The following is a 24373-nucleotide window of genomic DNA, read 5'->3' on the forward strand; positions in this document are numbered from 1 at the left end:
GCGAACAGCGCCCGACGGAGCAGCCGGATGGCCATGACTGAATCCGCCCAGGACGACTGGGACGAGTACTTCCAGTCGGCAGAACGACTGTTCGGCCAGGGACAGTTCTCTACCCTGTGGTCGACGTTGCAGAGCCTCGGCGAGCGGGACCTCCCCGAAACGCGCCAGCCCCGATATTTCTTCTACATCCTGACCTGCGCGCTGTATGGCATAGGCGATCTGGACAAGGCCAGGACCCTAAATCGCCGCCTCGACTTCCGCTTCCATCCGACGATCCGCTACCGGCTCTGCCTGCGCCTGCGCGACTACGCGACAGCCAGGCGCCTGCGTCGCGCCCATGCCTACAACGAAAACGAACTGGCCGACTTTCGCTACACCCTGGGCCTGCACTGCTTGTCGAAGGGCAAGTACAGGGTCGGCTTCAACTTCTACCAGGAACGCCATCGCGCCATTAATACGCCGAAGAGCCTGATGACGCCGCTGCGCTATCACTACCTGACGGATGACCCGGACGAAGACCCGGATGTGATCGTGCTCGAGCAGGGCATGGGCGAGGTATTGATCAGCCTGCTCCATATCAAGGCATCGAAGCGGCATACCCGGTCCAGGTTCTGCGGCATGCCCAAGTACCGGCGGCTGGTCGCGCGCTATTTTCCTCAGGCCAGCTACCACAGCCGGCTCGACGCGGCGGAGTTCGAGGGCCAGCCGGCGATCCTGGCCGTCGACTTTCTCAAGCGCGCCTGGCTGAACACGCAGTCGCTGTCGCCCCGCGCGGTTTTCGACACCCCGCTGCGCACGCGCCACTCCAGGCCCCTGTTCGGCATTTGCTGGCGCGGCGGCTCGGCGCAGAATCGCCGGGAGGAACGCCATATCCCGCTGCAGTTCTTCGTCGAGCTTCTGCCGAAACAGCACGACTACCTGGTGCTTCAGTACGACCTATCCGACGAGGAGCGGCATTTTCTGCGGGCGCATCCGAACATCCAGGCCCCGTTTCTCGACCTGACCGCCGATGCCTTGGCGACATTCGACCTGGTCCGCGAGCTGGCCGGGGTGATTTCGGTTGCCGGAGCCAACTGGCACCTGGCCGGCGGCGCCAACATTCCCTTGCTGGCGATCATGCACGGCACGCCCCATTGGGTATGGGGTCGGGAGTCGGATGCACGCTCGATCTATCCGAGCGCCACGACCATCGCCAAGGCATCGCTGTCGCATGACCGGGTGCACGCCTGGAGCCAGTCCGCATTGCAGGCATGGCAGTCACGCGCGACTGTGGCCCCCGCTCCCGGCGCCAGGCCAGCCGAGCGCCCCGTCTTCGTCACCGGCTTGCCGGGCATCGGGCTGTCACGGCTGATGCGGCGGCTCGCGGAGCAGGGTCTCTGGGTCGGCTCCGTTCCCCGGCATGACGAGCCCGAGACCCTCGACGCCTGCGACAATCCGCTGGTGCGCAACCGGCTGATCTTCAACATGCTGAACACGCTCGGTGCCAATGAGCAGTGCACGGTCTTCCCCCCGTGCCCCGAGCGCCTGCCTCCCTTCCCGTGGTTACGCTTCCAGATCGAGCGCGCGCTGCGTGAACAGGGCTGGGACGGCGAGACCGCCTGGGGCTTGAAGGACTTCCGGCTGGCGCTGCTCTGGCCGCTGTTCGCCCGCGCCTACCCTGAGGCCACCTGGGTGATCGTCGAGCAGGATATCGAGCAGGTGGTGCAGGAGCTGCTGGCGGCCAAGCGCTTCGCGCGACACTCGACCAGCCCGGAATATTGGCAGATGTACCTGAACGTATTCACCGACCGCATGGCCGCCTTGCGCGACAGCCAGGAGCAGGTGCTCGTCATGGACAGCGAGGCATCGCTCGCGCAGCTTCGCTCCCTGGCCGCAGGGCTGCTAGCGCCGCGGGGCGATGCCTAGTATCTGAAACGTTTCGACGCGAACCCCGGCGAAACGTCAACAGGCTGCTAGTCGTCGCGCTGAGCTGGCGTGGCCCAGGCGGCCAACGCCGTCGCCACCTCCTCGGCCACGCCGGCCCAGTCGCCTGGCGTCCGCTGGCGGATCAGCCTGAGCGTCGGGTACCAGGGGCTGTCGTCACGGCCGGTCATCCAGCGCCAGTCCGGGCGCGTGCTCAGCAGCACCCATCCCGGCCGGCCGACGATGCCGGCCATGTGCACGATTGAGGTACAGGAGGACACCACCAGGTCGCAGCTCTGCAGCACCGCCAGGGTGTCGAGCACGTCGGCGCCCTCGGCTTCGAGGGCGCCACCGACATCGTCGAGCAGTCCTTCCAGTCCGAGTTCGGCGATTTCCCGGCGGCCCGGCCCGAGCTGCAGCGAGACGAAGCGCAGCCCCGCCACCGCCAGCAGCGGCCTGAGTGGCGCCAGTCCGGGCGAGCGCACCGCGTCCGCGGAAAAATCCGGGTTGCCGCGCCAGCACAGTCCCACCACCGGCCGGTCGTCGCCGCCGCGCACCCTGGAGCGCCAGCGGGCCACGCGCTCGGCTTCGACCAGCGTGCCCGGCGTCGGCGGGCACAGGTCCTCGGGCGCCATGACGCCGAGACTCTGCGGCAAGGACATCAGCGGCACCCAGGACTGCGAGCGGGGCAGCGGTCGGTCCCAATCGAACACATCGCCTTCGGGCAGGATGCGGCGCACCACCGAGAGGGTGGCCGGCTTGCCCGCGAAAATCACCCGGCCGCCCGGCTCGCGCGGAATTCGCGGCAGGAAGCGGAGGAATTGCAGGGTGTCGCCCAGCCCCTGTTCGTCGAGCACCAGTAGGGTGCCCTGGGTCACCGGCCGGCCGTCCCAGCGCGGCTTGTCCGGGCCGGGAGTGCGCAGGCCCAGCGCCGCGTGACGGTGTTCGAAATGCGGCCAGGCGTCGCGGTAGCGCCCCATGAGGAGCAGGGACCAGGCCAGGTCCCAGTGCAGCGAGGGGGTGTCCGCAGTTTCCAGCGCGCGGCGGAAGCAGGCCGCGCCCTCCTCGAGCTTGCCCCTCCGCTGCAGGAGGTTGCCCAGGCACTGCAGGGCCTGGGGATGGTCCGGCCGGGCGGCGAGCAGGGTGCGGAAATCGGCTTCGGCCCCGTCGCTATCGCCCAGTTCGCGGCGCACGTGGCCGCGATCCATGCGCGCGCCGACATGGCCGGGCACGCGCTGGAGAATCCCGTCGTAGATGGCCAGCGCCTCGGCATAGCGCCTGCCTCGGTGCAGGCAGAGCCCCCAGGCGTAGTCCTCGCTGAGCGGCGGTGCGGGCACCGGCTGCCCCGCCTCGGCCCGGCGGATCGCCGCCAGCAGGCGGTCGAGCTGCCGGGCCGAGTCCCAGGACTCCATGAAGCGAGCCGCCGCCTTGCCCTTGGCCAGCGCCTCGCCGCGCCGGCTATAGGCGCTTTCCATCGCCGCCAGCAATTCCTCGACCGCGCATTCGCCCCAGCCGGCCTTGCCGGGATCGCCGCTCAGGCAGGCGAGATCGCCCTGCTCCCTGAGCACATAGACATGCTCGCCCAGCAGGTCGAGGTGGCCGGTGTTGGCGGCCAGCACACTGGGCAGGCCGCAGGCCATGGCCTCCATCGCCATTCGCGGCGTGCCGTGCGTCGCGCGCCCCGGAAACACCGCTAGGTCGCATTCGCGCAGGATGCCCGGCATCTGGCCATGGGGCACCCGGCCCAGGTCGATCACCGCCTCCGCTGCAATACCGTTGCGCGCCAGCCAGGGCGCCAGCCGCAGCCTGTCGCCGGCCAGTTCCGGAACGCCGTCGAGATGGGGCGAATCGGCCAGTTCGCCCAGGCTGGTCGGCTCGCCCCAGGAGCAGACGAGCAGCGCCTCCGGGTGCCTCTGATGGAAGATGCTAAAGGCCGCGACAACCAGGTCTGAACCCTTGTGGTAACTCAGCGCGCCCCCGCAGAAGATCGCGAAGCGCTCATGGAACAAGCCACTGCGCGGCGCGGGGTGAAACAGCGCCGGATCGATACCTGGCGGGCACTTGAGCACATTGCCGAGCCCGCGCTCGCGAAGCACCCAGGCATGCCATGACGAGGCGGCCACGATCAGCGGCAGGTCGGCCGCGCGCTGGAGATTTTCCGTGGGAATGTCGCAGTGCCGGAAGAAGGCCAGGCCGATGTCGGGCCGACCCGGCGTCTTCTCCAGGGAGCTGCCGGCGCTCAGCCGGTCGCCCAGGGCATGCAGTACCGGGAAGGGCAATTGTCGCCCCAGGTTGCGCGCGACGCGCGCGCGGTTGTCGTCGTATTCGTCCAGAGCCGCCGCCAGTAGGCGCTGGCGCAGCGGGTCCAGCGCCACGGGGCCGACCACGTCGAGCAGGGTCGGGCGCAAACCCTTGAGGGCGATCTGCAGCGCCAGGTCAAGCGCCTGGACGCCAGCGCCGCCAGGCAGGCCCATAGGCAACGCGATGCCGAGGCGCTTCATGGCCGCCCCGTCGCGTGGCTGGCGGCCGCGGGATCGAGATGACAGCTCATGTCGCACCTTCCGGCGGAGTGGCCGGCGCGGGCATGCCCCCTGGGCGGATCTCCACCAAATCGAATTTCCATAGCCACATCAGCGCCTGAACGCCCAGCGCGTTTGCCAGGCCGGCCTGGGCGAGCAGCGCATCGACGCTGGGCGCCGCGCCCCGGCGCAAGCCTTCGAGCAGCGCCTCGGGTGCTTCGCGGGGAAACGCGTGCGGGGTGAAGCCGAAGTTGGCCATGGCCAGCGCCATCAACGTCGGCAGCCGCGCCGAGGCATCCGGCCTGGCGCTCACCTGCCAGGTGCCGCCAAGGGTTGCACTGGAGAAGTGGGCGAAGCGCCGGAACGGGTCGGCACGCTGTGGCCAGGACCGGGCAGGCTCGTGCGCCGAGCGGCGGCGGATCTCGCCCAAGTGCCCGGCAAGTTCGGCATAGCGATGCAGGATGATCGGCCAGTCGAACTCGGCCGCGGCCCGTGCCCGCCCGGCGGCACCCATTCTCGCGCGCAGCCCCGGATCGCTCGCCAATCGGCGAAACGCCTCGGAAAGCGCCTGTGGCTCCACCACGGTGGCCAGGCTGGCATGGCCGACGTAGCGGTCGTAACTGTCGACGCCCAGGGCATGGCGCAGGGCCAGCTGCTGCCCCGTGCCCGCCGGCGCGATGACGGTGGGCACCCGGAAGCCGTCGAGGCCGTCGCGCACCGTGTCCTTGTAGCCGTTCCAGTCGGACACCACCACCGGCAGGCCGGCGGCCATGGCTTCCACCGGAGTCAGGCCGAAGGTTTCCTGAATGTTGTCGGAAAGCGAAACGAAGATATCCGCGCCTTGCCAGGCCTGCCGGTAACGGGCGGCATCCGCGCCGTCGACCCAGAGAAAGCGCACCCTGGGGGCCAGGGCTTTTTGCGCGGCCTGGTAGGCCTGGCGAATATCGTCGCCGGGAAAGGTGCCGGCTTCGATACACACCAGCGGCAGGTCGCCGGCAAGCTTTTCCAGGGCCTGATAGACCGGCGCCGGATTGGCCTTGGCGTGAAAGGCCAGCCGCCCGGCGAACAGAAAGGCGGTCTCGTCGTGGCGCAGCCCCAGCGCCGTGCGCGCCGCCTCACGCTCCCCCGCCGCGCGGTTGAAGGCCGGGACATCGACACCCAGCGGGATCACCGGCCGCTCGATCTCGACGAAGCGCGTCGCCCCGGTGGTTTCCCGCCAGTAGGCGCGCATTTCGTCATGCAGGCGGCCGACCAGGGTATGCGCGGCCTGCGACGTGCAAATGAGCGCATCCCAGGGCTGGAACGGCGGCAGGACCAGGTCGGCCAGCAGATCCATGACGCCGGCGGAAGCCAGCGTGTGCGTCACCCCCATGAGGCTGAAGGCGTCCGGGCGCACCAGGTTGCGCGCCGCCGCAATGTCCTTGGCCGGCGGTGCGGGGTAATACAAGGTGCCCGTCTCTGCGGCAACCCGCCAGTCGGGCAGCACGCTGTGTTCGATCTGGCCGGCAAAGCCATCGGCACGTAGCTGCATGGCCAGCTTCTCGGCGGCCTTGCGCCGTCCGACCAAGCCGCGCAGGGTGGCATTCGGCCAGGTGCGGGCGATGCCCTTGAGTAGCGCCTTGCCGGCTGCCTGGCGGCCCATGATCTTTTTTTCGGTCGAATAGGCATCGCCGGCGTAGTACAGCGCGAAGGGCGCAGAGGCCGTCATGGGCGACCGTCCGAGAGCAGCGCTGGCTGCGTCAGGAAGTCGACCCAGGCCGGCAGGCAGCGCGTACGCAAGTCGTGGTTGCGCACGACGAACTCCCGTGCCCGCGCCCGCAGTGGCGCCTGGGCCGGCGGATCGGCGAGCGCGGTGGCGACCGTTCGGGCGAGTGCCTCCGTGTCGAAGAAGTCCGTAAGCAACCCGTTTTCGCCGTCGATGATCATCTCCTGTACCGGCGCCGTCGCCGAGGCGACGACCAGGCATCCGCAGGCCATGGCTTCGAGCATGGACCACGACAGCACGAACGGATAGGTCAGGTAGACATGCGCGGCGGAGACCTGCAGCACCTTGAGGTAGTCGTCGTAAGGCAGCTTGCCGAGGAAGTGGATGCGCGACCAATCGACCCGCTCGTCGATTTCCGCGCTGTAACGCTGCCGGTAGCTTTGCCCGGCAGGCAGGTGCCGACCGTAGCTGACCTCGTCGCCGCCGACGATGAGAACCCGTGCCGCCGGGCGCAGTGCCTGCAACGTCGGCAGGGCGCGCATGAAGCTGTGAAAGCCCCGGTAGGGTTCGAGATTGCGGGCGACGAAGGTGACGATTTCCTCGCCCGCGCGGAACACCTGCCCGCCGATCTCCAGCACCGCCTGCGCATCCGGGCGGACCTGGGTGGTATCGATGCCTTCGTGCAGGACGGCGATCCTGGGCTGGTACTCGAGCGGGTAACGCGAGCGCTGCCAATGCGTCGGCGAAATGCCGGCGTCGCACTGGGTCAGACCGAGCAACTGGGTGCTGTTGCGGATATGCACCCCGGCCCGTCCGTCGGCCGTGGCCGGAAATTCCGGGTCGAAATCGAAGTCGCCGCCTTGCGAACGGAAGAAATACTCGCAGTAGTGAATATGCCGTGCGTCGGGAAACAGTTCGCGCAGGAAGAGGGCCTCGCCCCAGCCCGGATGCACAACGACCACATCGGGAACAAACCCGCTCGCCTTCAGTTGTGCGGCGGCACGAAACAGCATCTGCCCACGCCGCACCTGGCCCTCGACATCCCGCAGGTAGGGATGGGTCTGGGCGCTGCCGCCCTTGGGCGAGGGATAGGCCACGACCGTCAGTCGCGCATGCATGCGCCCCGGCCTGACGGTGCGCGCATCGCCGATACCGACGACTTCGTGCCGCGGATCCTCGGCCAGGGCCCGCGCAACGTGACGGAACTGGCCGGGAAAATTCTGGTGAATGAAGAGAAAACGCATGCCGATGCCTTATCTGGCGTTCCATATCCGGCGGCAAGCAAGCCTTGCCGCACGTCCCAGCCTGAATGGGGCGTTTGGCAATCGACCTCTGCCCCTACCGGTGAAAAAACACAATCTGGTGACTGCGGACGTGTCCTGATCCAGCACACGAACTACCCTGTCAATGCCGATCAAATCTGAATGTGAATTAGCTCAATATATTTTGCTATAAAAAAATAGTGATGCCATGCTCGACCAGACTTGGAGTTCGAGCCAACACGCTTTCGAAGCTGCGATTCGCCTCAACGAGCCACAGCCTGTTCCAGCAGGGAGGATCACCCCGTCATGTTGTTTCGACTCCGCCGCAAGGCCCCTATCGTCGCCCTCGCCGCCGTCGCCCTCACTGGTTGCGCCGTCAAACCGCAGCCGCTGCAGACCGAGGAACTGCGCGCCATCGCCCGCGCCGATTGGCAGAAGGCACATGCCGAAGTGCCTCCGCTCAGCACCCCGCTGAGCCTGTCCGAAGCCATTGCCAGGGCGCTGAAATTCAATTTGGAACACCGTGCCCACCAGCTCGAACAGGCCCATGCGGCCGGTGTCCTCGAAGCCAGCCGCTTCGACATGCTGCCCGAACTGGTGGCGGGCGCCGGTTACTACACCCGTGACGAGGACCTGGTGCGCGACTCCATCGATGCCGATACCCGCGCCCCCAACCTGGCCAACTCCATCAGCTCGGAAAAGAACCATACCGTTGCCGATCTCGGTCTGACCTGGAGCCTGCTCGACTTCGGCGCCAGCTATTACACCGCCCAGCAGAATGCCGACCGCCTGCTGATCGCCAGCGAGCGGCGGCGCCGTTCGATGCACAACCTCATCCAGAACGTGCGCGCGGCTTACTGGCGCGCAGCCAGTGCCCAGAAACTGGAAGCCGCCGTGCGGGAAAACATGGCCGTCGCCGAGTCGGCGCTGGTCGATGCCCGCAAGATCACTGATGAGCGCATCAAGGCGCCGAGCGAAATGCTGCGCTACCGGCGCGCCCTGATCGAGAACCTGCGCACCCTGGAAGCGGTGCAGCAGGAGCTGGGACTGGCACGGGTCGAACTCGCCGCACTCATTAACCTGCCGCCGGGCACTCGCTTCCAGTTGGCTGAGCCCGCCGCCGACGAACTCGCGCCACAACCGCTCGCCCTCGACGTGGAGGCGATGGAAGAGATCGCCATCACCCACAACGCAGACCTGCGCGAAAGCGCCTACAACGTCCGCATCGCCGCCGCCGACACCCGCAAGGAGCTGCTCCAGCTGTTCCCCGGCATTTCCTTCAACTACAGCCTGAAGCATGACGACGATCGCTTCCTGGTGAACAACACCTGGAACGAAGCGGCCTTGCGCGTCAACTTCAACCTGTTCAACCTGCTTTCCGCCCCGGCCCGTCTCGATGCCGCGCATAGCAACGAACGAGTCTATGAAGCGCAGCGCATGGCGCTGCAGATGGTCGTCGTCGCCCAGGTTCATCTTTCTGCCCAGCAATACGAGAACGCGCTGCACCAGTATCAGCGCAGCGAGGAACTCGCCAGCGTCGACCAGGACTTGTTCGAGCTTTCCCGCCGCGCCGCCGAGGCCGAGAAGGAAGGCCAGCTGAGCCGCGTTGCCGCCGGTACGACGGCGCTGCTGTCCGATCTGCGGCGCTACCAGGCGCTCGCCGCGGTCCATGCCGCCGCCAGCCGCATCCAGGCCACGTTGGGGCTGGAGCCGGCGATTGCCAGCGTCGACGACATGTCGCTCCCCGATTTGTCCAGGGCGATCGACGATGCGCTGCGCACCTGGCAGAAAGCTCCTGCAGCCAGCGCGACGGAGAGTGCCCTGGAGGCGGAGCAAACCCCGTCCCCGTTGCCGGAGAATGCCGCGATGGAGCAGGCCGAGGCGGTGCCGCAGGCGCCCCTGCAGTTGGCGGTCAATCCGTAGTAATGAATTCGGCCAGTCAGGTATTCATGCCCTCACGTAGTCACCAGGCAAGGCGGTTCGCCGCCGCGCCCCTGTTCGCGCTCCTGGCCCTCGGCTTCGCCGCGCAGGCCGCCCCGCCGTCACCGGCGGGGACGGCCACGGCGTCGTCGGCCCCCGCGCTGGACAAGTTCGATATCCGCGCCCAGCTCTCGCCGCTGCGCTATACGACGCTGGCCGCAGAACTGGGCGCCAAGATCAACCGCATTACCGTCAAGGAAGGCGAACGCTTCAAGGCCGGGCAACTGTTGGTCAGCCTCGACTGCGTCATCCAGGCGGCCCAGCGCGACCGGGCGAAAGCCACCCTCGCCGCTGCCGAACGTGCCTACGCCGCCAACGCCAGGCTCAACACGCTGAACGCCATCGGCAAGGTCGAGCTGGATACGTCCATCGCCGAACGCGACAAGGCCCGTGCCGATGTCGCGCTCATCCAGGCGACGCTCTCGAAGTGCAACATCCACGCGCCGTTTTCCGGGCGGGTGGCCGAGCAGAAGGTGCGTGCCGAACAGTATGTCGAGCCGGGTACGGCCCTGCTGGACATCCTCGACGACTCAGCGCTGGAACTCGACTTCATCGTGCCCTCGCGCTGGCTCAGCTGGTTGAAGCCTGATCACGAGTTCCGGGTTTTCATCGACGAAACCCAGAAGAGCTATCCGGCGCGTATCCAGCGCCTGGGCGCGCGGGTCGATCCGATCAGCCAGTCGGTCAAGGCCAGCGCGGTGATCGATGGTAGCTTCAACGAACTCATTGCCGGGATGAGCGGAAGGATCGAACTGGCGCCGCCGGAACTTCCCGAGTAGCGAGAGGGCCACCAGTCCGGCGATTCACTAAATTCGTTGCCGGGCGGTTGATCGGCCGCCAGGGGCCGTTCGGAAGGAATCCGACGAGCAAGGACCCGCCTGGTTTCGTGGCGGCTACATTGGTAAGGGCGGCGCCGGGAGCGCTGCGGCAATTTCGGCCTCTGCGACAGGCCTGGAGGCTTTTCCGCATTTCGCTGCGTGAATGCTTCTACTGACTGAAACCATTGAGTTGTTGAGCCCGGCAGGCATGTCGCGGGTGAAGGGAGTAAGAACCATGAACCGTCTCTACCGCACCGTCTGGAGCAAGATCTCCAACACCTTCGTTGCCGTCGCCAGGACCGACACGCCCGCGGCCAAGCCTGCCGCTGCGATGTACGTCGACACGCAGCGCGGGCTGGTGCGCAGCATGCCAGGCCTCATGCGACTCGAACCACGGCTGGTGTTCGATGGCGCGGCGGTGGAGACTTTCGCCAGCGCGGCCATGGTCGGCGACACCTCCGGCGTGACCGCCGACAGCGACATCGCCCTCCCCCTCGGTGGCGCATCCTTGAATGAAGGCGCCGTTACCCAGGCGCAACTGGACAGCCTTGTCGATGTGAACCGCGACGGTCTGTTGCAACTGGTCGACGCCGAGGGCGAGGCCAGCGAAGTGATGATCATCGACAGCCGGTTGCCGGGGCTGGCCGATCTTCTCGGCGATGTTCGTGCCGGCGTCGATGTCTGGCTGCTCGACGCCGGGTCCAGCTCTATCGATCAGATCAGCTCCATCCTTGCCCGCTACCAGAACCTCGACGCCCTGCATCTCGTTTCCCATGGCGGCGCGGGCGAGGTTTATCTGGGCGCGGAAACCCTCTCCACCGCCACCCTAGCCGGCCAGGCGGATACCCTGGCGGCCTGGGGCGGAGCGCTGAGCGCCACCGGCGACATCCTGCTCTATGGCTGCGACATCGCCGCGGGCGACGCCGGCATGGATTTCCTGAGCCGCTTTGCCGCCGCCACGGGAGCCGATGTGGCGGCTTCGGACGACGCCACCGGCTCGAGCGTGCTGGGTGGAGACTGGGAACTGGAGGCAAGCCAGGGGGCGGTGGAATCGACGGCAGCCGTGGCACCGCGATTCGCGGCCTATGACCGGTTGCTCGGCGTCATCACGGGAACGAACGGTAACGACACCCTCACCGGCACGATCGGCGACGACACTATCTACGGCCTGGGAGGCAACGACACGATCTCGGCCCTCGACGGGGCGGACATCGTCTATGGCGACGATGGCAACGACACGGTCTACGGCGGGGGCGACAACGACACACTGTATGGCGGCGCCGGCAACGACTTTCTCTATGGCCAGACCGGTGACGACTATCTCTACGGGGAAGACGGCAACGACGGCCTGAGCGGCGGCGATGGCAACGATACGATTTATGGCGGGGCCGGCAACGACACCCTGATGGGCTCGACTGGCGATGACTTTCTCTACGGTGGGGATGGCAACGACTGGCTGTGGGGGCAACAGGGCAATGACCTCCTCTGGGGCGATGACGGCAACGACACCCTGAGCGGGGATGCCGGCAACGACACGCTATACGGGGGAGCGGGGGACGACACCCTCTCCGGGGGTAGCGATGCCGACTTCCTCTATGGGGGCGATGGCAACGATGTCCTCAGCGGCATGCAGGGAGTAGATGTCCTATTCGGTGGTGCGGGAGACGACACCTTTGCCGGGTCGGCCAGTCATCTCGATGGTGACACCATCGGCGACCTCGCTGTCGGCGATGTCATCCGCCTCAACAGCATCACCGGCCTGACCACCGCCAATGTGCGGTTCAACGGCTCGGGCATCCTCGAGATCGATACCAACGGCACGGACTTTTCGACGGTGGAAGTGACCCTGGCGCTGGGCAATGCCGCCGGCAACACCTTGCAGGTGGATACCGTCAGCGACTTTGGCGGTTCCACGCTGATCACCTTCAAACTCGCCAGCGTGCCGTCACCCGAGCCCACACCGACACCAACGCCAACGCCACCTCCAGTGAAGGAGCTCATCCCGCCCCCAACCTGGCCGAGCGAAACGACCAATGCCAATACCCTGATCGAGCCCCTGGTGATCGAGCCCGCTACCGCGCCCCTTGGCCTGGGTGCGACCGCATCCTTCAGTACGCCGGAAAACCTCGGTCTCGGCGGCCAGACCGTCGGCGGCATCACCAATGGCTCGCCGCTTGCGGCGATGCTGGGGACGGCCGGGTCGAACTGGACAGGAGGCAGCTCGCTCTACGATTTGAACGCATTGCCACCGATGAACAGCTTTGGCGGTCCCGACGGCTTCGGCGACGACCTTGAGGAAAGGCTGGGCGGTGATCTTGCCGGCGATCTGGGCGACGTGTTCGGCGGGCCCGGTGCGCAGACCGACGCCGGAGGCGGCGATCAGCCGAGCGCCGCACCGGGCGACCAGCCCGACAGCGAGGAAGGCGAGACTCCAGAGAACAATGCTTCGTCGGCGCAGGAGCGGCAATCCGGCGATAACGCCGGGCTGGATATCGACGCGAGTGCCGCCCTGCTCGCCGGTTCGCTGCGCGAGTCGACGGTGCCGGGGGAAAGGCCGACGGGCAAGCCGGCACTCAGCGAACAGTTACGGCAGAACGGCATCGCCGGACGGCAGGCCGAGCGTGAAGCGTTGCTCGCGCATGCCCGCGCCGCTGCCGCGGCGAAAGCGCCGAATAGCTGATACGTGGCCTGTCCGGAAAAGCTCGACGCCCCACGGCTTGCAAAAAATGCCCCGCGCGTGCTGCTGGCCTGGGAGCTGGGCGAAGGCCTCGGGCATGCGGCCCGGTTGCTGCTCATTGCCGAGCGCCTGCGGGCCGCGGGCTGGTCGCCGGTGGTAGCGGCGCGCAATCCAGCCGCCCTGGCCGAACGCTATGCGGCGGCGAACATCCCGCTGATCGCCGCGCCGCCGCATCGCAGCTGTTTTACCGGGCCGGGGCGGTTCCGCGCCGCGACCTTCGCCGACATCATGGGCGTCTGCGGCTTTGCCGACCCGGCACAGTTGGCGGCCATGGTAGCCGCATGGGACGAACTGCTGCTGCAAGCCGCGCCCGATCTCGTCATCGCCGATTACTCGCCACTCCTGTCGCTAGCCGCCTTCGGCCGACTACCGCTGATCGCGGTCGGCGACGGCTTCGTGAACCCACCCGGCCTGCCTGACGGCCAGTTCCCGCCGCTTGGCGACCAGATGCCGCCGATCTGGCCTTCGGCTGCCCTGCTCGACGCCGCGCGGAGCGTCCAGGCGGCGCGTGGCTTGCCACAGCCGGAGAGCTTGCCGCAGATCATCGCTGGAGCGGGACAGGTGGTGTCAGTGCCGCGCGAACTCGACATCTATGCCGCAACCCGGCCGTCTCCGGCCGCCGGCCCCTGGCAGGTGCCATCGTCGCCGCTGCCGCCGCCGGCTCGACCCCATGTCTTTTCCTACCTGCGGCTCAAGCACCCCTTGGCAGGCAAGCTGCTCAAGGTCCTCGTCGAGCAGCGCATACCGGGCGAGTGCTATCTGCACGACGCCACAGCCGACACGGTGGCGACGCTGGAGCACGCCGGGATTCGCGTACACAGCCAGCCGCCACCGCTGCGTGAGGCTCTCGGCCGCGCCTCCCTGCTGATCCACCATGGCGGCATCGGCTCGATCGAAGAGTCAGCCATGGCCGGCCGGCCCCAACTGCTGCTGCCACGCCAGTTGGAGCAGACACTGAATGTCCGGCGGGCGATCGCCAGCCTTCCGGGAACGGTCGCCGTGCCGCCCGCCATGGGCATCGAGCGCCTCGCTCGGAAGCTGCCGTCCCTGGTGCGCGATACGCAGTTGCAGGAAGCGGCGCAAACCACCGCGTTGCGCCTGACGTCGCGGACGGACACCGCCTGGAATGCGCTCATGCGCTTATTTGAACGGTCATTGGGTTTCCAGCTACCCTCAGGATGAAGCCACGCCGCGCCGGCTGGCGCGGCCCAACGCACACGACCCGCCGCAGGCAACGCCTGATTTTCGCCATTCGGCCGAGTTCACTACGAGACGCCTTTGTCCCTGCCATTACATCCCGAACACACTGGAGAAACCGCCGCCCTGCTGCATCTGCTGCAGCTCGGGCGGCGGGCGCGTGCCGCGGCGTCCGCCGCCGAACTGGGCTTCATTGCCGTCAATGAAACCAGGGCCTTGCTGCCATACCGGCAAGCGGCGCTGTGGCTCGCCGAGGGCGGGGTCGCAACGCTTTCCGGCGTCACCGCAGTGGAAGCCAACACGCCCTATGTGCAATGGCTGGAACGCATCGCTCGGCACTTGCGCGACAGGAGCCCCACCCTGCCGCAAACCCTGACCGCCGCCGCCCTAGCCGACGACGACGCGGCGCAATGGACCGAATGGTGGCCGGCACACGGCTTGTGGCTGCCGCTGCCCGCGTCCGCTGGAGGTGCCTCGCCCGGTGCCTGGCTGCTGGCCCGCGACACGCCATGGAGCGAAAGCGAGGTGGTTCTGCTCAGCGAATGGTGCGCGCTCTGGACCCAGTCCTGGCAACTCCGACAGCCTGCGGAACGGCGCCACCCGCTCTCCACCATGCGCGAAACCTGGCGCGCCTTGTGGCCGACGCGTGCCGGCCTGCGTGCCCTGTTCCGCCCGAGCGCCTGGGGCAACCTGATGCGTGCCTTCTGGCGACACCCCGCGCGGCGCTGGGGGCTGGTCTTCGTCCTCGCGCTGTTCATCCCGGTCCGCTTGACCGTGCTGGCGCCCGCCGAGCTGGTGCCGGCGCACCCGGCGGTGATCCGCGCGCCGCTCGACGGTATCGTCGACCGGGTGCTGGTGCAGCCCAACCAGACGGTCAGCACCGGCACGCCATTGTTCGAGTTCGATCGGATCACCCTGCAAAGCCGCCTGCTGGTCGCCGAGCAGGCACTCGCCACCGCCGAGGCCGAGTATCGTCAGTTCGCCCAGCAGGCGGTCTTCGACGGCAAAAGCAAGGCACAGATTGCGACCCTGCAGGGGCACATCGAAGAGCGTCGCGCGGAAGTGGCGCTCATCCGCGACCTCAACGCACGCGCGGCGGTGACCGCGCCGCAGGATGGCGTGGTGCTGTTCGACGACCCCAGCGAATGGGGTGGCCGCCCAGTCAGTACCGGCGAACGGGTCATGGTGGTCGCGGCGCCGGGCGATGTCGAAGTCGAGGCCTGGCTGTCGCCGGGCGACCTCATCGACTTTCCGGATGCGGCGGAGCTCACCCTGTACCTCAACGCCCGGCCCTTTTCCCCGGTCGACGCCCGCGTCCGCCGCATCGCCCATGAGGCGCAGCTTCGCCCGGAAGGCGACTACGCCTACCGCCTGCGAGCAGAGCTGGTACCGGGCACGACGGCGCCACGGGTTGGCCTCAAGGGCTCGGCGCGTATCGTCGGCGAGCGCGTACCCTTGGTCTATTGGGTGCTGCGCAAGCCGATCGCGGCGCTGCGCGCGTTCGTCGGCTATTGATGAGCGTGAGCATGGCGATGCGGGGCGCGCGTGGCGGAAAACCGGGCGCCACTCTGCCGCCGCTGCGCGAGGAGCTCACGTTGCATGCCAGCGCGCCGGCAGCCGACGGTTCGCCCGCCTGGGTGCTGCAGGACCCGGTGCGCAATCTCTTCTTCCGCATCGACTGGCTGTCGTTCGAGATTCTCGCGCGCTGGCAGGCCGGAACGCCACGGCGCATTCTCGACGCCCTGGCGCGGGAAACGACGCTGCAGGCCAATGAGGGCGATGTGCGCCAGGTGCTCGACTTCCTCCGCGCCAATGAGCTGCTTACCCTCACCGACGCCCAGGGCAGCGCCTGGCTGCTCGAAAAGAAGGCGCGGCTCGAACAGCGCTGGTGGCAGGCGCTGATCCACAACTACCTGTTCTTTCGCCTCCCGCTGTTCTTTCCGGATCGCTGGCTGGCCCGCGCCCTGCCCTGGGTCGAGCCCTTTTTCGGGCGCGGCTTCTTCCTGCTCACCGCGCTGGCGCTGCTCACCGGGATGATCGCCGTGATCCGCCAGTGGGAGCCCTTCGTCGCCACCCTGGTCGATACCTTTTCCTGGCGGGGGCTGGCGAACTACGCGCTGACCCTGGCCGTGGTGAAGTTTCTCCACGAACTCGGCCACGCCTTTACAGCGAAGCGCTACGGTTGCCGAGTGCCGACCATGGGGGTGGCCTTCCTGGTGCTGTTTCCCATGGCTTATACCGATGTCAATGAAACCTGGAAGCTTCCCAATCACCGGCAGCGCCTGCTGGTAGGCAGCGCCGGCATCATCACCGAGCTGATCGTCGCCGCCTGGGCAACGCTGGCCTGGGCGTTGCTCCCGGAGGGCGCGCTGCGCAGCGCCGCGTTCCTGCTGGCCACCACCACCTGGATTAGCACCGTGGCGATCAATCTTTCGCCCTTCATGCGCTTCGACGGCTACTTCATCCTCATGGACTGGCTGCAAATGCCCAACCTGCACCCGCGGGCCTTCGCCCTGGCGCGCTGGCACCTGCGCGAGAGCCTGTTCGGCGCCGGCGAGCCGCCGCCTGAACACCTGTCACCAGGGCGCCACCGCGGGCTGATCCTCTTCGCCTATCTGGTATGGACCTACCGTCTCATCGTCTTTCTCGGCATTGCGCTGCTCGTCTATCACATGTTCGCCAAGGTGCTGGGCATCGTGCTCTTCGCGGTGGAAATCTTCTGGTTTCTCCTTCGACCGGTATTGCGCGAGCTGGGCGACTGGCGGCGCCGCTGGCCTGCACTGCGCCAAGGGCAGCGCTGGCGGCGCTCATGCTGGTTGCTAGCTGGCCTGGTGCTGCTCGGCATCGTTCCCTGGCGCGTTCAGGTCGACGGAGTGGCGATGCTGCGCCCGGCACAGACCTTCCCGCTGGTGACCCCGGTGGCCGCACGGGTGGTCGAGCTGCCCGTGGCGGCGGGTGACGCAGTCGAAGCGGGCGCACCGCTCATGGTTCTGGAGTCGCCGGAGCTCGCCAGCCGACAAGCGGCGACGGCCGCACGCGTGCAGGCGCTCGGCTGGCAAGTGGCGGGCGCCGGTTTCGATGCCGAGTGGCGCAATCGACAGCTCGTACTGCAACAGGAACTGGCCGTGGCGAAGGCTCAGCGCGAAGGCCTGACCCATGAGCAGGCACGCCTGGCGCCGCTGGCGCCCTTCGCCGGCCGCCTGCTCGACCTGCCGCCTGACCTCGCTCCAGGCCAATGGGTAGCAGCGAATCAGCGACTCGGCGTGTTGGTCGACCCGACCGCCTGGTGGGTCGAGACCTACCTCTCCGAACGAGAGATCGAACGCATCGCGGTGGGTGCAGGCGGACGCTTCTTCCCGGAAACAGCCGGCAAGCCCGTGCGTGCCCTGCACGTACTACGCATCGACCGCGATGCCACGCGCATCCTGCCCGAGCCGATGCTGGCCGCTCCGCACGGCGGCGAGATCCTCAGCCGCGAACGCAGCGGCCAGCTGTTTCCGGACCGCGCCCTCTACCGCGTCACCCTCGCCGTTGCTGACGGAACCGGCCTGGCCCATGCCGAACGCGGCCACGTCGTCATCAACGCGGCACCGCGGACCCTCTTCGCCGAATTCCTGGAAAACGCCGCCGGCGTGCTGATTCGGGAGAGTGGGTTTTGAAGGTCAGCGATTCGGTTCGAAAAGACTGAATCGGCCGCAAGGGCCGCCCAGAAAACACAAAGCCCGCACGAGGCGGGCTTTGTTTGGGCTTCACGACACCGCGTGAAACCCCTTTATGGTGCCGGCACCAGGAGTCGAACCCGGGACCTACTGATTACAAGTCAGTTGCTCTACCAGCTGAGCTATACCGGCCGAAGGGCCGCCATTATAGCGATTCGGTGTGACGAGTAAAGCTGTTCGCCATAGCAAAACTGGAGGCCAGCTATCAGCAGCCAAGTGCTTATGCACAATTGATCAGTAACCGGGAGCGAGCAGGCCGCGCTTTGTGAGAGAAATCTCGGATGTCAACAAGCTGCTGTTTTTATTGATATTTTTCTTTAGATCAAAAAAACGCCAGCCGCTGAAGACACTGTAGTGTCGCGGGTTTTGGGTAGTTGCCCAGAATTCATCAACAAAGTTATCCACAAGTTTGGTGGATAACCTTTTCTGCCAGCAGCAGCACATTTCGCGGCGTCAGCTGGCTGGCGCAGAACGTGCCCAGGCGGACTCGGTAGCCTTGCTCTTCCAGGTACAACGCGCGGTCGAGCAGTAGCCAGACTTCGAGGGGGCGACGGAACAGCCCGCGGACCAGCTCGAGGTTGCGCACTTCGGCCAGGCGACACCAACCGGCCGCTTCCAGCGCAACCCAATCTTCGCCGTCAGGCCGGGGCAGGCCCTTGAGTTCGGCCAAGTCGCGGCAGTAGCTGGCGAAATCCTTATGCAACCAGGCGCTGGGCAGCGACGGGGTCGGCAGATACTCGTTGCAGTCGCGCAGTCGGCGTTGCAGCAGATCGAAAGCCAGGCGCCAGGCCATCGACTGGTCGCGCTGGCGGCGTACGCGTGCACCGGCGGTGACGGTTTCGCTCTGCGGCAGGCCGAGCTCTTCTCGCGACAGGTGCAGTGTCGATGCCCGGGCCGCGAACGACAGGGGTTGGTAGTCGGCAGCCGCGATGCGGTTGTAGCAGCAAGGCGCCACGGCGAGCCGGGTGCAGCCGGCCGCACTGGCCAGTTGCAGCAGGCGCACGTGCAGATCGCCGCAGGCATGCAGGGCCACCGGGGCGTGTTGCTCGCACAGTTGGGTAGCAGTCTGCTCATCCAGCACATCCTGAGCCCTGTGCTCGACATCCAGCCCCGCGCGCGCACTCAACCGGCTACCGGCTTCGACCAGCTCGGCATCCCGTTCCAGGCAGACGGAGCCGGCGCCGGTCTGGGCCAGCAGGCGGCCGAGGTGCCCCTTGCCGGCGCACCAGTCGATCCAGCGCTCGGGCGGTCGAGCGAAACGCAGGCTGCCGGCAAAGGCCAGGAGCTGCTGCCACTTGCGACCCGGCACGTCCACGCTGAGGTGGGCCGGCGGGTGCGGCATCGGGGCCTGTGGCAATGCATCGAGGTGAGCCAGGACGGTGGACTGGGCGGCCAGGTCGTTGAACGGCCAGGGGGCGTCGATTCGCTGGGGCTGGTGATGACTAGCCTCGGCCTCGGCCAGGGTGCGCTGACGCAACCAGCGGGCCAGCTCCGGGTATTGGCTTTCCCAGGGCAGCTGTCGCAGAGTGAAGGGTTTCGGTCGCCAGAGTCCCTGGTGCTCAAGCAGGAAGGCATCCAGCGCGCGGAAGCGGTCGAGCAGCGCCGAAGCGCTGGCAGAGGGAAAATGGGGCATGACAGCAGGCACTGGCGAGGAAGAGCGGGATTATATCGCCGCCCCGCCCCGCCGCGGCCCACTAGCCATCACCTGGCGTGCCGTGATCAGCGCCCCTGCAGTGCGTCGACCCGCAGCCAACGCTCGAGCAGCTTGAAGCCGCGCACCAGGATGTAGGCGATCAACAGGTAGATCACCCCGGCAGCGAAGAAGATCTCCACCGGCAGGTAGGTCCGCGCGATGATTGTCCGCGCCATGCCGGTCAGCTCCAGCAGGGTGATGGTACTGGCCAGCGCGCTGGCCTTGAGCATCAGGATCACCTCGTTGCTGTAGGCCGGCAGGCCGATGCGCGCGGCCCGTGGCAGGACGATGTAGAACAACGTCTGCACGCGGGACATGCCCAGTGCACGGGCCGCTTCCACCTCGCCAGTCGGCACCGCCTGGATGGCGCCGCGCAGGATCTCGGCGATATACGCGGCGGTGTGCATGGTCATGGTCACTACCGCGCAGACGAATGGATCTCGCAACCCCTCTATACGGAACCTGAAGTCCCAGCGCCAATCGCTAAGCTCCGCCACATGACCGAACAAGCCGGAAAACCAACTTCCGAAGTCGAGCGTGAATTTGATCAGGGTGCCGGTCCACAAAGCACTATTGCGGATCGCATCGAACTGGGCCAGCCCATAGTAGAGCAGGAACAGCTGCACCAGCAGCGGCGTACCGCGAAAGAAGAAGATGTAGCCGTATGGCAGGGCGCGCACGTACCAGTGCCGGGAGGCCCGCGCGATACCCATCGGCAGCGCCAGAATCAGCCCGGCGACCACCGCGATGGCGACCAGCTCCAAGGTCAGCGCGGCGCCTTCCAGCAAGCGCGGCAGCCACTTGATGATGACGTCCCAATTCATGCCGCACTCCTGCTGAAGCCACGGCCGGCGCGCTTCTCTAGCCAATACATGCCGATCATCGCGAGCACGGTCAGGCTCAGGTAGATCAACGCCGCGACCATGTAGAAAGTGAACGCCTGCTTGCTTGCGGTAACGGCGATCTGCGAGCGGCGCATGATCTCTTCAAGCCCGATCACCGAGACCAACGCAGTATCCTTCATCAGGATCATGAACAGGTTGCCCAAGCCCGGCAGGGCGATGCGCCACATCTGCGGCAAGATGATGCGCCAGAAGATGCGCGGCTTGGATAATCCCAAAGCCTGTCCGGCCTCGCGATGCCCCTTCGGGATCGCCAGGATGGCACCGCGGAACACCTCGGTGGCATAGGCGCCGAAGCACAGCCCCAGGGCGATGGTGCCGGCAGCGAAGGCGCTCAGTGCCAGGCCCGGCTCGCCGATCAGATCGCCGATGGCGCTCATCAGGTTCACCGTGCCGAAATAGATCAGCAGCACCCAGAGCAGCTCGGGCACGCCACGCACGATGGTCGAATAGGTGCCGCCGAGCCAACGCAGTGGCTTGTACGGCGAGGTCTTGCCCAGTGCCCCCAGCAAACCGAGCACCAGGCCGACCAGCAGCGCCGAAAGCGCCAATTTGATGGTCATCAGGGTGCCGGCGGCCAGGGCCGGGCCGAATCCGTGGAGATCGAAAATCATCGGAGGCTACTACTAGAAGGACCGCCGCCGCTGGTGGGCAGCGGCGGTCGGGCGGGTCAGTAGATGCTGAACGGGAAGTACTTGTCGTTGATCTTCTTGTAGGTCCCGTCTTCGACGATCTCTTTCAGCGCGGTGTTCAGCTTCTCGCGCAGCGGATCGCCCTTGCGCACGGCAATGCCGATCTTGTCGTTCTCGAACACCGGGTCGCCCTTGAAGGCGAAGTCCTTGCCGGCATCGCTCTTCAGCCATTCCCAGTTGACGAATTTGTCGCCCAGCACACCATCGAGGCGACCGGAAGCCAGGTCGAGGTAGGCGTTCTCCTGGGTGTCATAGAGCTTGATGTCGACCACGCCATCCAGGTTGTCTTCCAGCCAGGTGCCGGCGATGGTGGCGCGCTGGGCACCGATCACCTTGCCCTCCAGGCTTTCCTTGTCGGTCTTGAAATCAGCCGACTTGGGCGCGATGAATTGCAGCTTGTTGGTGTAGTAGGGCTCGGTGAAGTCCACCGCCTGCTTGCGCTCGTCGGTAATGGACATGGAGGCGACGAGGAAGTCGAACTTCTTGGCGTTCAGTGCCGGGATGATGCCGTCCCAGTCAGAGGTGACCACTTCGCATTCGGCTTCCATCTTGGCGCAGAGGGCCTGGGCGATCTCGACGTCGAAACCGACGGCCTGGCCGCTGGCGTCGATCAGGTTGAAGGGAGGATACGCGCCCTCGGTGCCGATCTTCAGCTTGTCGGCGGCAACGGCGCTGGTGCCGAAAGCCAGGGTAGCGGCCGCAGCCAGCAGGATCTTCTTATAGTTCTGCATGCGATGTTGCTCCGTTAGTGATTGCTGGACATGAATTGTTTACAGCGCGCCGAGCCAGGATTATCGAACACCTGCTCCGGCGTACCCTGCTCCTCCACCAGCCCCTGGTGCAGGAAGACCACCTCGCTGGACACCTGCCGGGCGAAGTTCATCTCGTGGGTCACCAGCAGCATGGTGCGCCCCTCTTCGGCGAGCGCGCGGATCACGTTAAGCACTTCTTGTACCATTTCCGGGTCGAGCGCCGAAGTCGGTTCGTCGAACAGGATCACTTTCGGCTGCATCGCCAGGGTACGGGCAATGGCCGCGCGTTGCTGCTGGCCGCCGGAAAGCTGGGCGGGATAGACATGCCGCTTGTCGGCGATACCGACCTTGGCCAGCAGCGCCTCGGCCACCTCGGTGGCTTCGGCCTTGCTCTGGCCGAGCACCCGCCGCGGCGCCTCGATAATGTTGTCGAGCACGCTCATGTGTGGCCACAGGTTGAAATTCTGGAAGACGAAGCCGATCTCGCTGCGCATGCGGTTGATCTGCTTGCTGTCCGCGGCGACCAGATCGCCGCCCTTGCTGGGCTTCAGCTTGAGCTCCTCGCCGGCGACGATGATCTGCCCCTGGTGTGGGTTTTCCAGCAGGTTGATGCAGCGCAGAAAGGTGGACTTGCCGGAACCGGAAGAGCCGAGGATGGAGATGACATCGCCGTCGCGAGCGGTCAGGGAGATGCCCTTGAGCACCTCGAGGTCGCCGTAGCGTTTGTGCAGGTCGCGGATTTCCAGCGCTGGCGGGGCCTCGGTCATGAGATTTCCTCTTCTTATACTGATGCGCCCGGGCCTGCCAGGCGAGGCGCCAACCTAGCATAGCGTTTCGCTGGGAGCCAAGCATGATGCCCAGAGGATGACGCTTTGTCGGACTGGCTTGTCGCATCCTCGTTGCTTGGCGCCCGAGAGCGGGCGATGCGCGACCATCCGGTCATGCGCGCCGCCCCCTGGCCAGCCGGCTTAGCCCCAGACCGTCACCCAGGGCGGGACGCGGGCTTCCTGCTCAGCGTCGCTGACTGCCAGCAGGAGGCGACGACCACCAGAGTCTGAGACAGCAACAGCAACGGCGTCGCGGACGTCAACGAGCATGCCGCGGCATCTTCGACAAGAACCGCGACAAGACCTGGGAGACGACACATACAAGGCATTTCAGGATGATGCCGGCGACCCGGGCTGGCTCAACGCCTGAGGCGGCAACCTGAACCGCGGCGTCTGACCGCAGGGCGCCGAGCCGGAAGTCGCTCGCCCCCAGCCTCCCGGGCGAACGAATTGCTCGCATCGCAGGAAAACCACACCCCGACAAGCAAAAAGGCCCACCCTTTCGGGTGAGCCTTTTCGTTCGGTATTCATGGTGCCAGGGACGGAATCGAACCGCCGACACTGGCTGAAGAATTGTAAACCCGCAGCAAATACAGCCCTCGGGGGCGTGCAAGGTGAGGAGTGTACTCGTTGTGTGTACTCGACTCCAGCCATGCAGGTATGGTCGTCCAGCATGTTTCTACAGAAAATATCCGAGCCCATTCATGTAAGTAGGTGATTGCTCAGTTCCCCCCGTACCCTGGGGGTACTATCTGTTTTTCACGCAGACGCAGAGGTGGATCCATGAGGGTCGAGGGATTGTTGAAGCAGTGCAAGATCGGGATGAAGGCGTTACACAACATGATTGGTGCAGCTAATGGTTTCCACCTCTTGCTGGAGCATCACGAAAATCCTGTTGCAATAGTCCCGGCGTCGATATTCCACTGGGCAGTCATCCGCTACTCGAAGCCGTTTCTCAATCACAACATTGATGGGGTGTCTGTTCGCTATAAGGAGAATCGAGTTACCCGAGCAGAGGGCTTTGACCTGGCAATCCATCGGCACCTGTTAGTCATAAGGAACACCCTGATTGCCCATGATGACCTTGACGCAATTCCTCCTCGCCTACTAATGCAGGGGGTGGAGGTCAATGGCAGTTTCATGCCGGTAAGCGTGCGAATGTCGAATAAGTCAATTTCACGGCCGAGTGACAAGGAAGCAGTCGAGGCATTTAAGGCGCATGCTTCTGCTGCTGTGCAGGCAATCTATGGGCACCTGAAAGCCGACATAGGTGAATTGAAGAGTGCTGTAGCGGAAGATCCTGGGGCGTTCTTTGAGGGGTGTAAGTACCAGGGCAAGGCAGCTTTGCCCCCCGAAGGAGGGGTGGTGAGCCTAGACGACCACAACGCATGGTTGAACATGGACACTCCCGACTTCTCCTCAATCCACAATGGGTTCATTTACGAAACATCCGGCTTCGAGGAGCTATTTGAGTACGCTGCGCAGCAGGTTGATAACTAGCCATCGTTGGTACAGGTCCTGGCTCACTAAGTACACCTTATGAGCCAGGCTAGGCGGCCTCACGGGGGCACGGAAGAATGAGGTCTTCAGGGTGGCTCAAATGTGTTGCTTTTCATTGAGCCATTCGGTAGGTTGTGAGCCTACTTTATGAGCCATCTTGAGCGCGAC

Annotated in this window: 16 protein-coding genes and 1 tRNA gene; 8 read left to right on the top strand and 9 right to left on the bottom strand. The window is 65.9% G+C overall.

Features of this window, described 5'->3' with window-relative positions; genetic code table 11:
- Positions 1-27 precede the first annotated feature (27 nt).
- Positions 28-1905 (top strand): hypothetical protein, encoded by a 1878-nt coding sequence (locus tag ACWKV7_RS04260; RefSeq protein ID WP_483856404.1) that lies wholly within the window; start codon positions 28-30, stop codon positions 1903-1905.
- Between the two features lie 47 nt (positions 1906-1952).
- Here ACWKV7_RS04260 and ACWKV7_RS04265 read toward each other — a convergent pair whose 3' ends face one another.
- From ACWKV7_RS04265 to ACWKV7_RS04275, 3 genes are read right to left on the bottom strand one after another with little or no spacing between them, the layout of a single operon-like run.
- The gene (locus tag ACWKV7_RS04265; protein WP_483856405.1) at positions 1953-4403 is read right to left on the bottom strand and encodes a glycosyltransferase; all 2451 of its coding nucleotides are present in this window, start codon (positions 4401-4403) and stop codon (positions 1953-1955) included.
- Positions 4404-4449: 46 nt separating this feature from the next.
- Entirely contained in the window at positions 4450-6129 is a 1680-nt protein-coding gene (locus ACWKV7_RS04270) for a glycosyltransferase family 4 protein (protein ID WP_483856406.1), read from the bottom strand.
- Positions 6126-7370, bottom strand: a complete 1245-nt coding sequence (locus ACWKV7_RS04275; protein ID WP_483856407.1) for a glycosyltransferase family 4 protein — start codon at positions 7368-7370, stop codon at positions 6126-6128. Before ACWKV7_RS04275 ends, ACWKV7_RS04270 begins: the two co-directional genes overlap by 4 nt.
- A gap of 324 nt (positions 7371-7694) precedes the next feature.
- Here ACWKV7_RS04275 and ACWKV7_RS04280 point away from each other — a divergent pair, with 324 nt between their 5' ends.
- From ACWKV7_RS04280 to ACWKV7_RS04305, 6 genes are all read left to right on the top strand, one after another.
- Positions 7695-9311, top strand: coding sequence for a TolC family protein (locus ACWKV7_RS04280; protein ID WP_483856408.1), 1617 nt, complete (start codon positions 7695-7697; stop codon positions 9309-9311).
- A gap of 26 nt (positions 9312-9337) precedes the next feature.
- Positions 9338-10147, top strand: a complete 810-nt coding sequence (locus tag ACWKV7_RS04285) for an efflux RND transporter periplasmic adaptor subunit (RefSeq protein WP_483856409.1) — start codon at positions 9338-9340, stop codon at positions 10145-10147.
- Between the two features lie 274 nt (positions 10148-10421).
- Positions 10422-12866: a DUF4347 domain-containing protein gene (locus tag ACWKV7_RS04290; protein ID WP_483856410.1), complete on the top strand. Its 2445-nt coding sequence runs from the start codon at positions 10422-10424 to the stop codon at positions 12864-12866.
- Positions 12867-12869: 3 nt separating this feature from the next.
- Positions 12870-14105 (top strand): glycosyltransferase, encoded by a 1236-nt coding sequence (locus ACWKV7_RS04295; RefSeq protein ID WP_483856411.1) that lies wholly within the window; start codon positions 12870-12872, stop codon positions 14103-14105.
- Between the two features lie 96 nt (positions 14106-14201).
- Positions 14202-15635 carry an efflux RND transporter periplasmic adaptor subunit gene (locus ACWKV7_RS04300; RefSeq protein ID WP_483856412.1) on the top strand — a complete coding sequence of 478 codons (1434 nt, stop codon included), beginning with the start codon at positions 14202-14204 and terminating at the stop codon, positions 15633-15635.
- Between the two features lie 11 nt (positions 15636-15646).
- Positions 15647-17779 carry an efflux RND transporter periplasmic adaptor subunit gene (locus ACWKV7_RS04305; RefSeq protein WP_483856413.1) on the top strand — a complete coding sequence of 711 codons (2133 nt, stop codon included), beginning with the start codon at positions 15647-15649 and terminating at the stop codon, positions 17777-17779.
- 116 nt (positions 17780-17895) lie between these two features.
- On the opposite strand, the gene ACWKV7_RS04310 is transcribed toward ACWKV7_RS04305, so the two are convergent.
- The 6 genes from ACWKV7_RS04310 to ACWKV7_RS04335 form a co-directional block, all read right to left on the bottom strand.
- Positions 17896-17971: transfer RNA gene (locus tag ACWKV7_RS04310), tRNA-Thr, on the bottom strand.
- Between the two features lie 265 nt (positions 17972-18236).
- Positions 18237-19472 (bottom strand): methyltransferase, encoded by a 1236-nt coding sequence (locus tag ACWKV7_RS04315; protein ID WP_483856414.1) that lies wholly within the window; start codon positions 19470-19472, stop codon positions 18237-18239.
- 86 nt (positions 19473-19558) lie between these two features.
- The gene (locus ACWKV7_RS04320) at positions 19559-20356 is read right to left on the bottom strand and encodes an ABC transporter permease (protein ID WP_483856415.1); all 798 of its coding nucleotides are present in this window, start codon (positions 20354-20356) and stop codon (positions 19559-19561) included.
- Entirely contained in the window at positions 20353-21048 is a 696-nt protein-coding gene (locus ACWKV7_RS04325; RefSeq protein WP_483856416.1) for an ABC transporter permease, read from the bottom strand. The genes ACWKV7_RS04320 and ACWKV7_RS04325 overlap by 4 nt, the downstream gene beginning before the upstream one ends.
- Before the next feature lie 56 nt (positions 21049-21104).
- Entirely contained in the window at positions 21105-21857 is a 753-nt protein-coding gene (locus ACWKV7_RS04330; RefSeq protein WP_483856417.1) for an ABC transporter substrate-binding protein, read from the bottom strand.
- 14 nt (positions 21858-21871) lie between these two features.
- A complete protein-coding gene (locus ACWKV7_RS04335) occupies positions 21872-22645 on the bottom strand; it encodes an ABC transporter ATP-binding protein (protein ID WP_483856418.1) in 774 nt (257 codons plus the stop codon).
- An 843-nt stretch (positions 22646-23488) separates the two neighbouring features.
- On the opposite strand from ACWKV7_RS04335, the gene ACWKV7_RS04340 reads away from it, so the two are divergent.
- On the top strand, positions 23489-24205 hold the full coding sequence (locus ACWKV7_RS04340; RefSeq protein WP_483856419.1) for a hypothetical protein: 717 nt from the start codon (positions 23489-23491) through the stop codon (positions 24203-24205).
- Positions 24206-24373: the final 168 nt, after the last annotated feature.

Source organism: Zestomonas ipomoeae (genome assembly GCF_057128665.1).

What these genes read in the sequence shown, in the direction of transcription:
- ACWKV7_RS04335 (WP_483856418.1), bottom strand. Translation starts at nt 22,645, where the DNA reads ATGACCGAGGCCCCGCCAGCGCTGGAAATCCGCGACCTGCACAAACGC.
- ACWKV7_RS04290 (WP_483856410.1), top strand. Translation starts at nt 10,422, where the DNA reads ATGAACCGTCTCTACCGCACCGTCTGGAGCAAGATCTCCAACACCTTC.
- ACWKV7_RS04275 (WP_483856407.1), bottom strand. Translation starts at nt 7,370, where the DNA reads ATGCGTTTTCTCTTCATTCACCAGAATTTTCCCGGCCAGTTCCGTCAC.
- ACWKV7_RS04260 (WP_483856404.1), top strand. Translation starts at nt 28, where the DNA reads ATGGCCATGACTGAATCCGCCCAGGACGACTGGGACGAGTACTTCCAG.
- ACWKV7_RS04265 (WP_483856405.1), bottom strand. Translation starts at nt 4,403, where the DNA reads ATGAAGCGCCTCGGCATCGCGTTGCCTATGGGCCTGCCTGGCGGCGCT.
- ACWKV7_RS04280 (WP_483856408.1), top strand. Translation starts at nt 7,695, where the DNA reads ATGTTGTTTCGACTCCGCCGCAAGGCCCCTATCGTCGCCCTCGCCGCC.
- ACWKV7_RS04320 (WP_483856415.1), bottom strand. Translation starts at nt 20,356, where the DNA reads ATGAATTGGGACGTCATCATCAAGTGGCTGCCGCGCTTGCTGGAAGGC.
- ACWKV7_RS04285 (WP_483856409.1), top strand. Translation starts at nt 9,338, where the DNA reads ATGCCCTCACGTAGTCACCAGGCAAGGCGGTTCGCCGCCGCGCCCCTG.
- ACWKV7_RS04315 (WP_483856414.1), bottom strand. Translation starts at nt 19,472, where the DNA reads ATGCCCCATTTTCCCTCTGCCAGCGCTTCGGCGCTGCTCGACCGCTTC.
- ACWKV7_RS04340 (WP_483856419.1), top strand. Translation starts at nt 23,489, where the DNA reads ATGAGGGTCGAGGGATTGTTGAAGCAGTGCAAGATCGGGATGAAGGCG.
- ACWKV7_RS04270 (WP_483856406.1), bottom strand. Translation starts at nt 6,129, where the DNA reads ATGACGGCCTCTGCGCCCTTCGCGCTGTACTACGCCGGCGATGCCTAT.
- ACWKV7_RS04330 (WP_483856417.1), bottom strand. Translation starts at nt 21,857, where the DNA reads ATGCAGAACTATAAGAAGATCCTGCTGGCTGCGGCCGCTACCCTGGCT.
- ACWKV7_RS04325 (WP_483856416.1), bottom strand. Translation starts at nt 21,048, where the DNA reads ATGATTTTCGATCTCCACGGATTCGGCCCGGCCCTGGCCGCCGGCACC.
- ACWKV7_RS04305 (WP_483856413.1), top strand. Translation starts at nt 15,647, where the DNA reads ATGGCGATGCGGGGCGCGCGTGGCGGAAAACCGGGCGCCACTCTGCCG.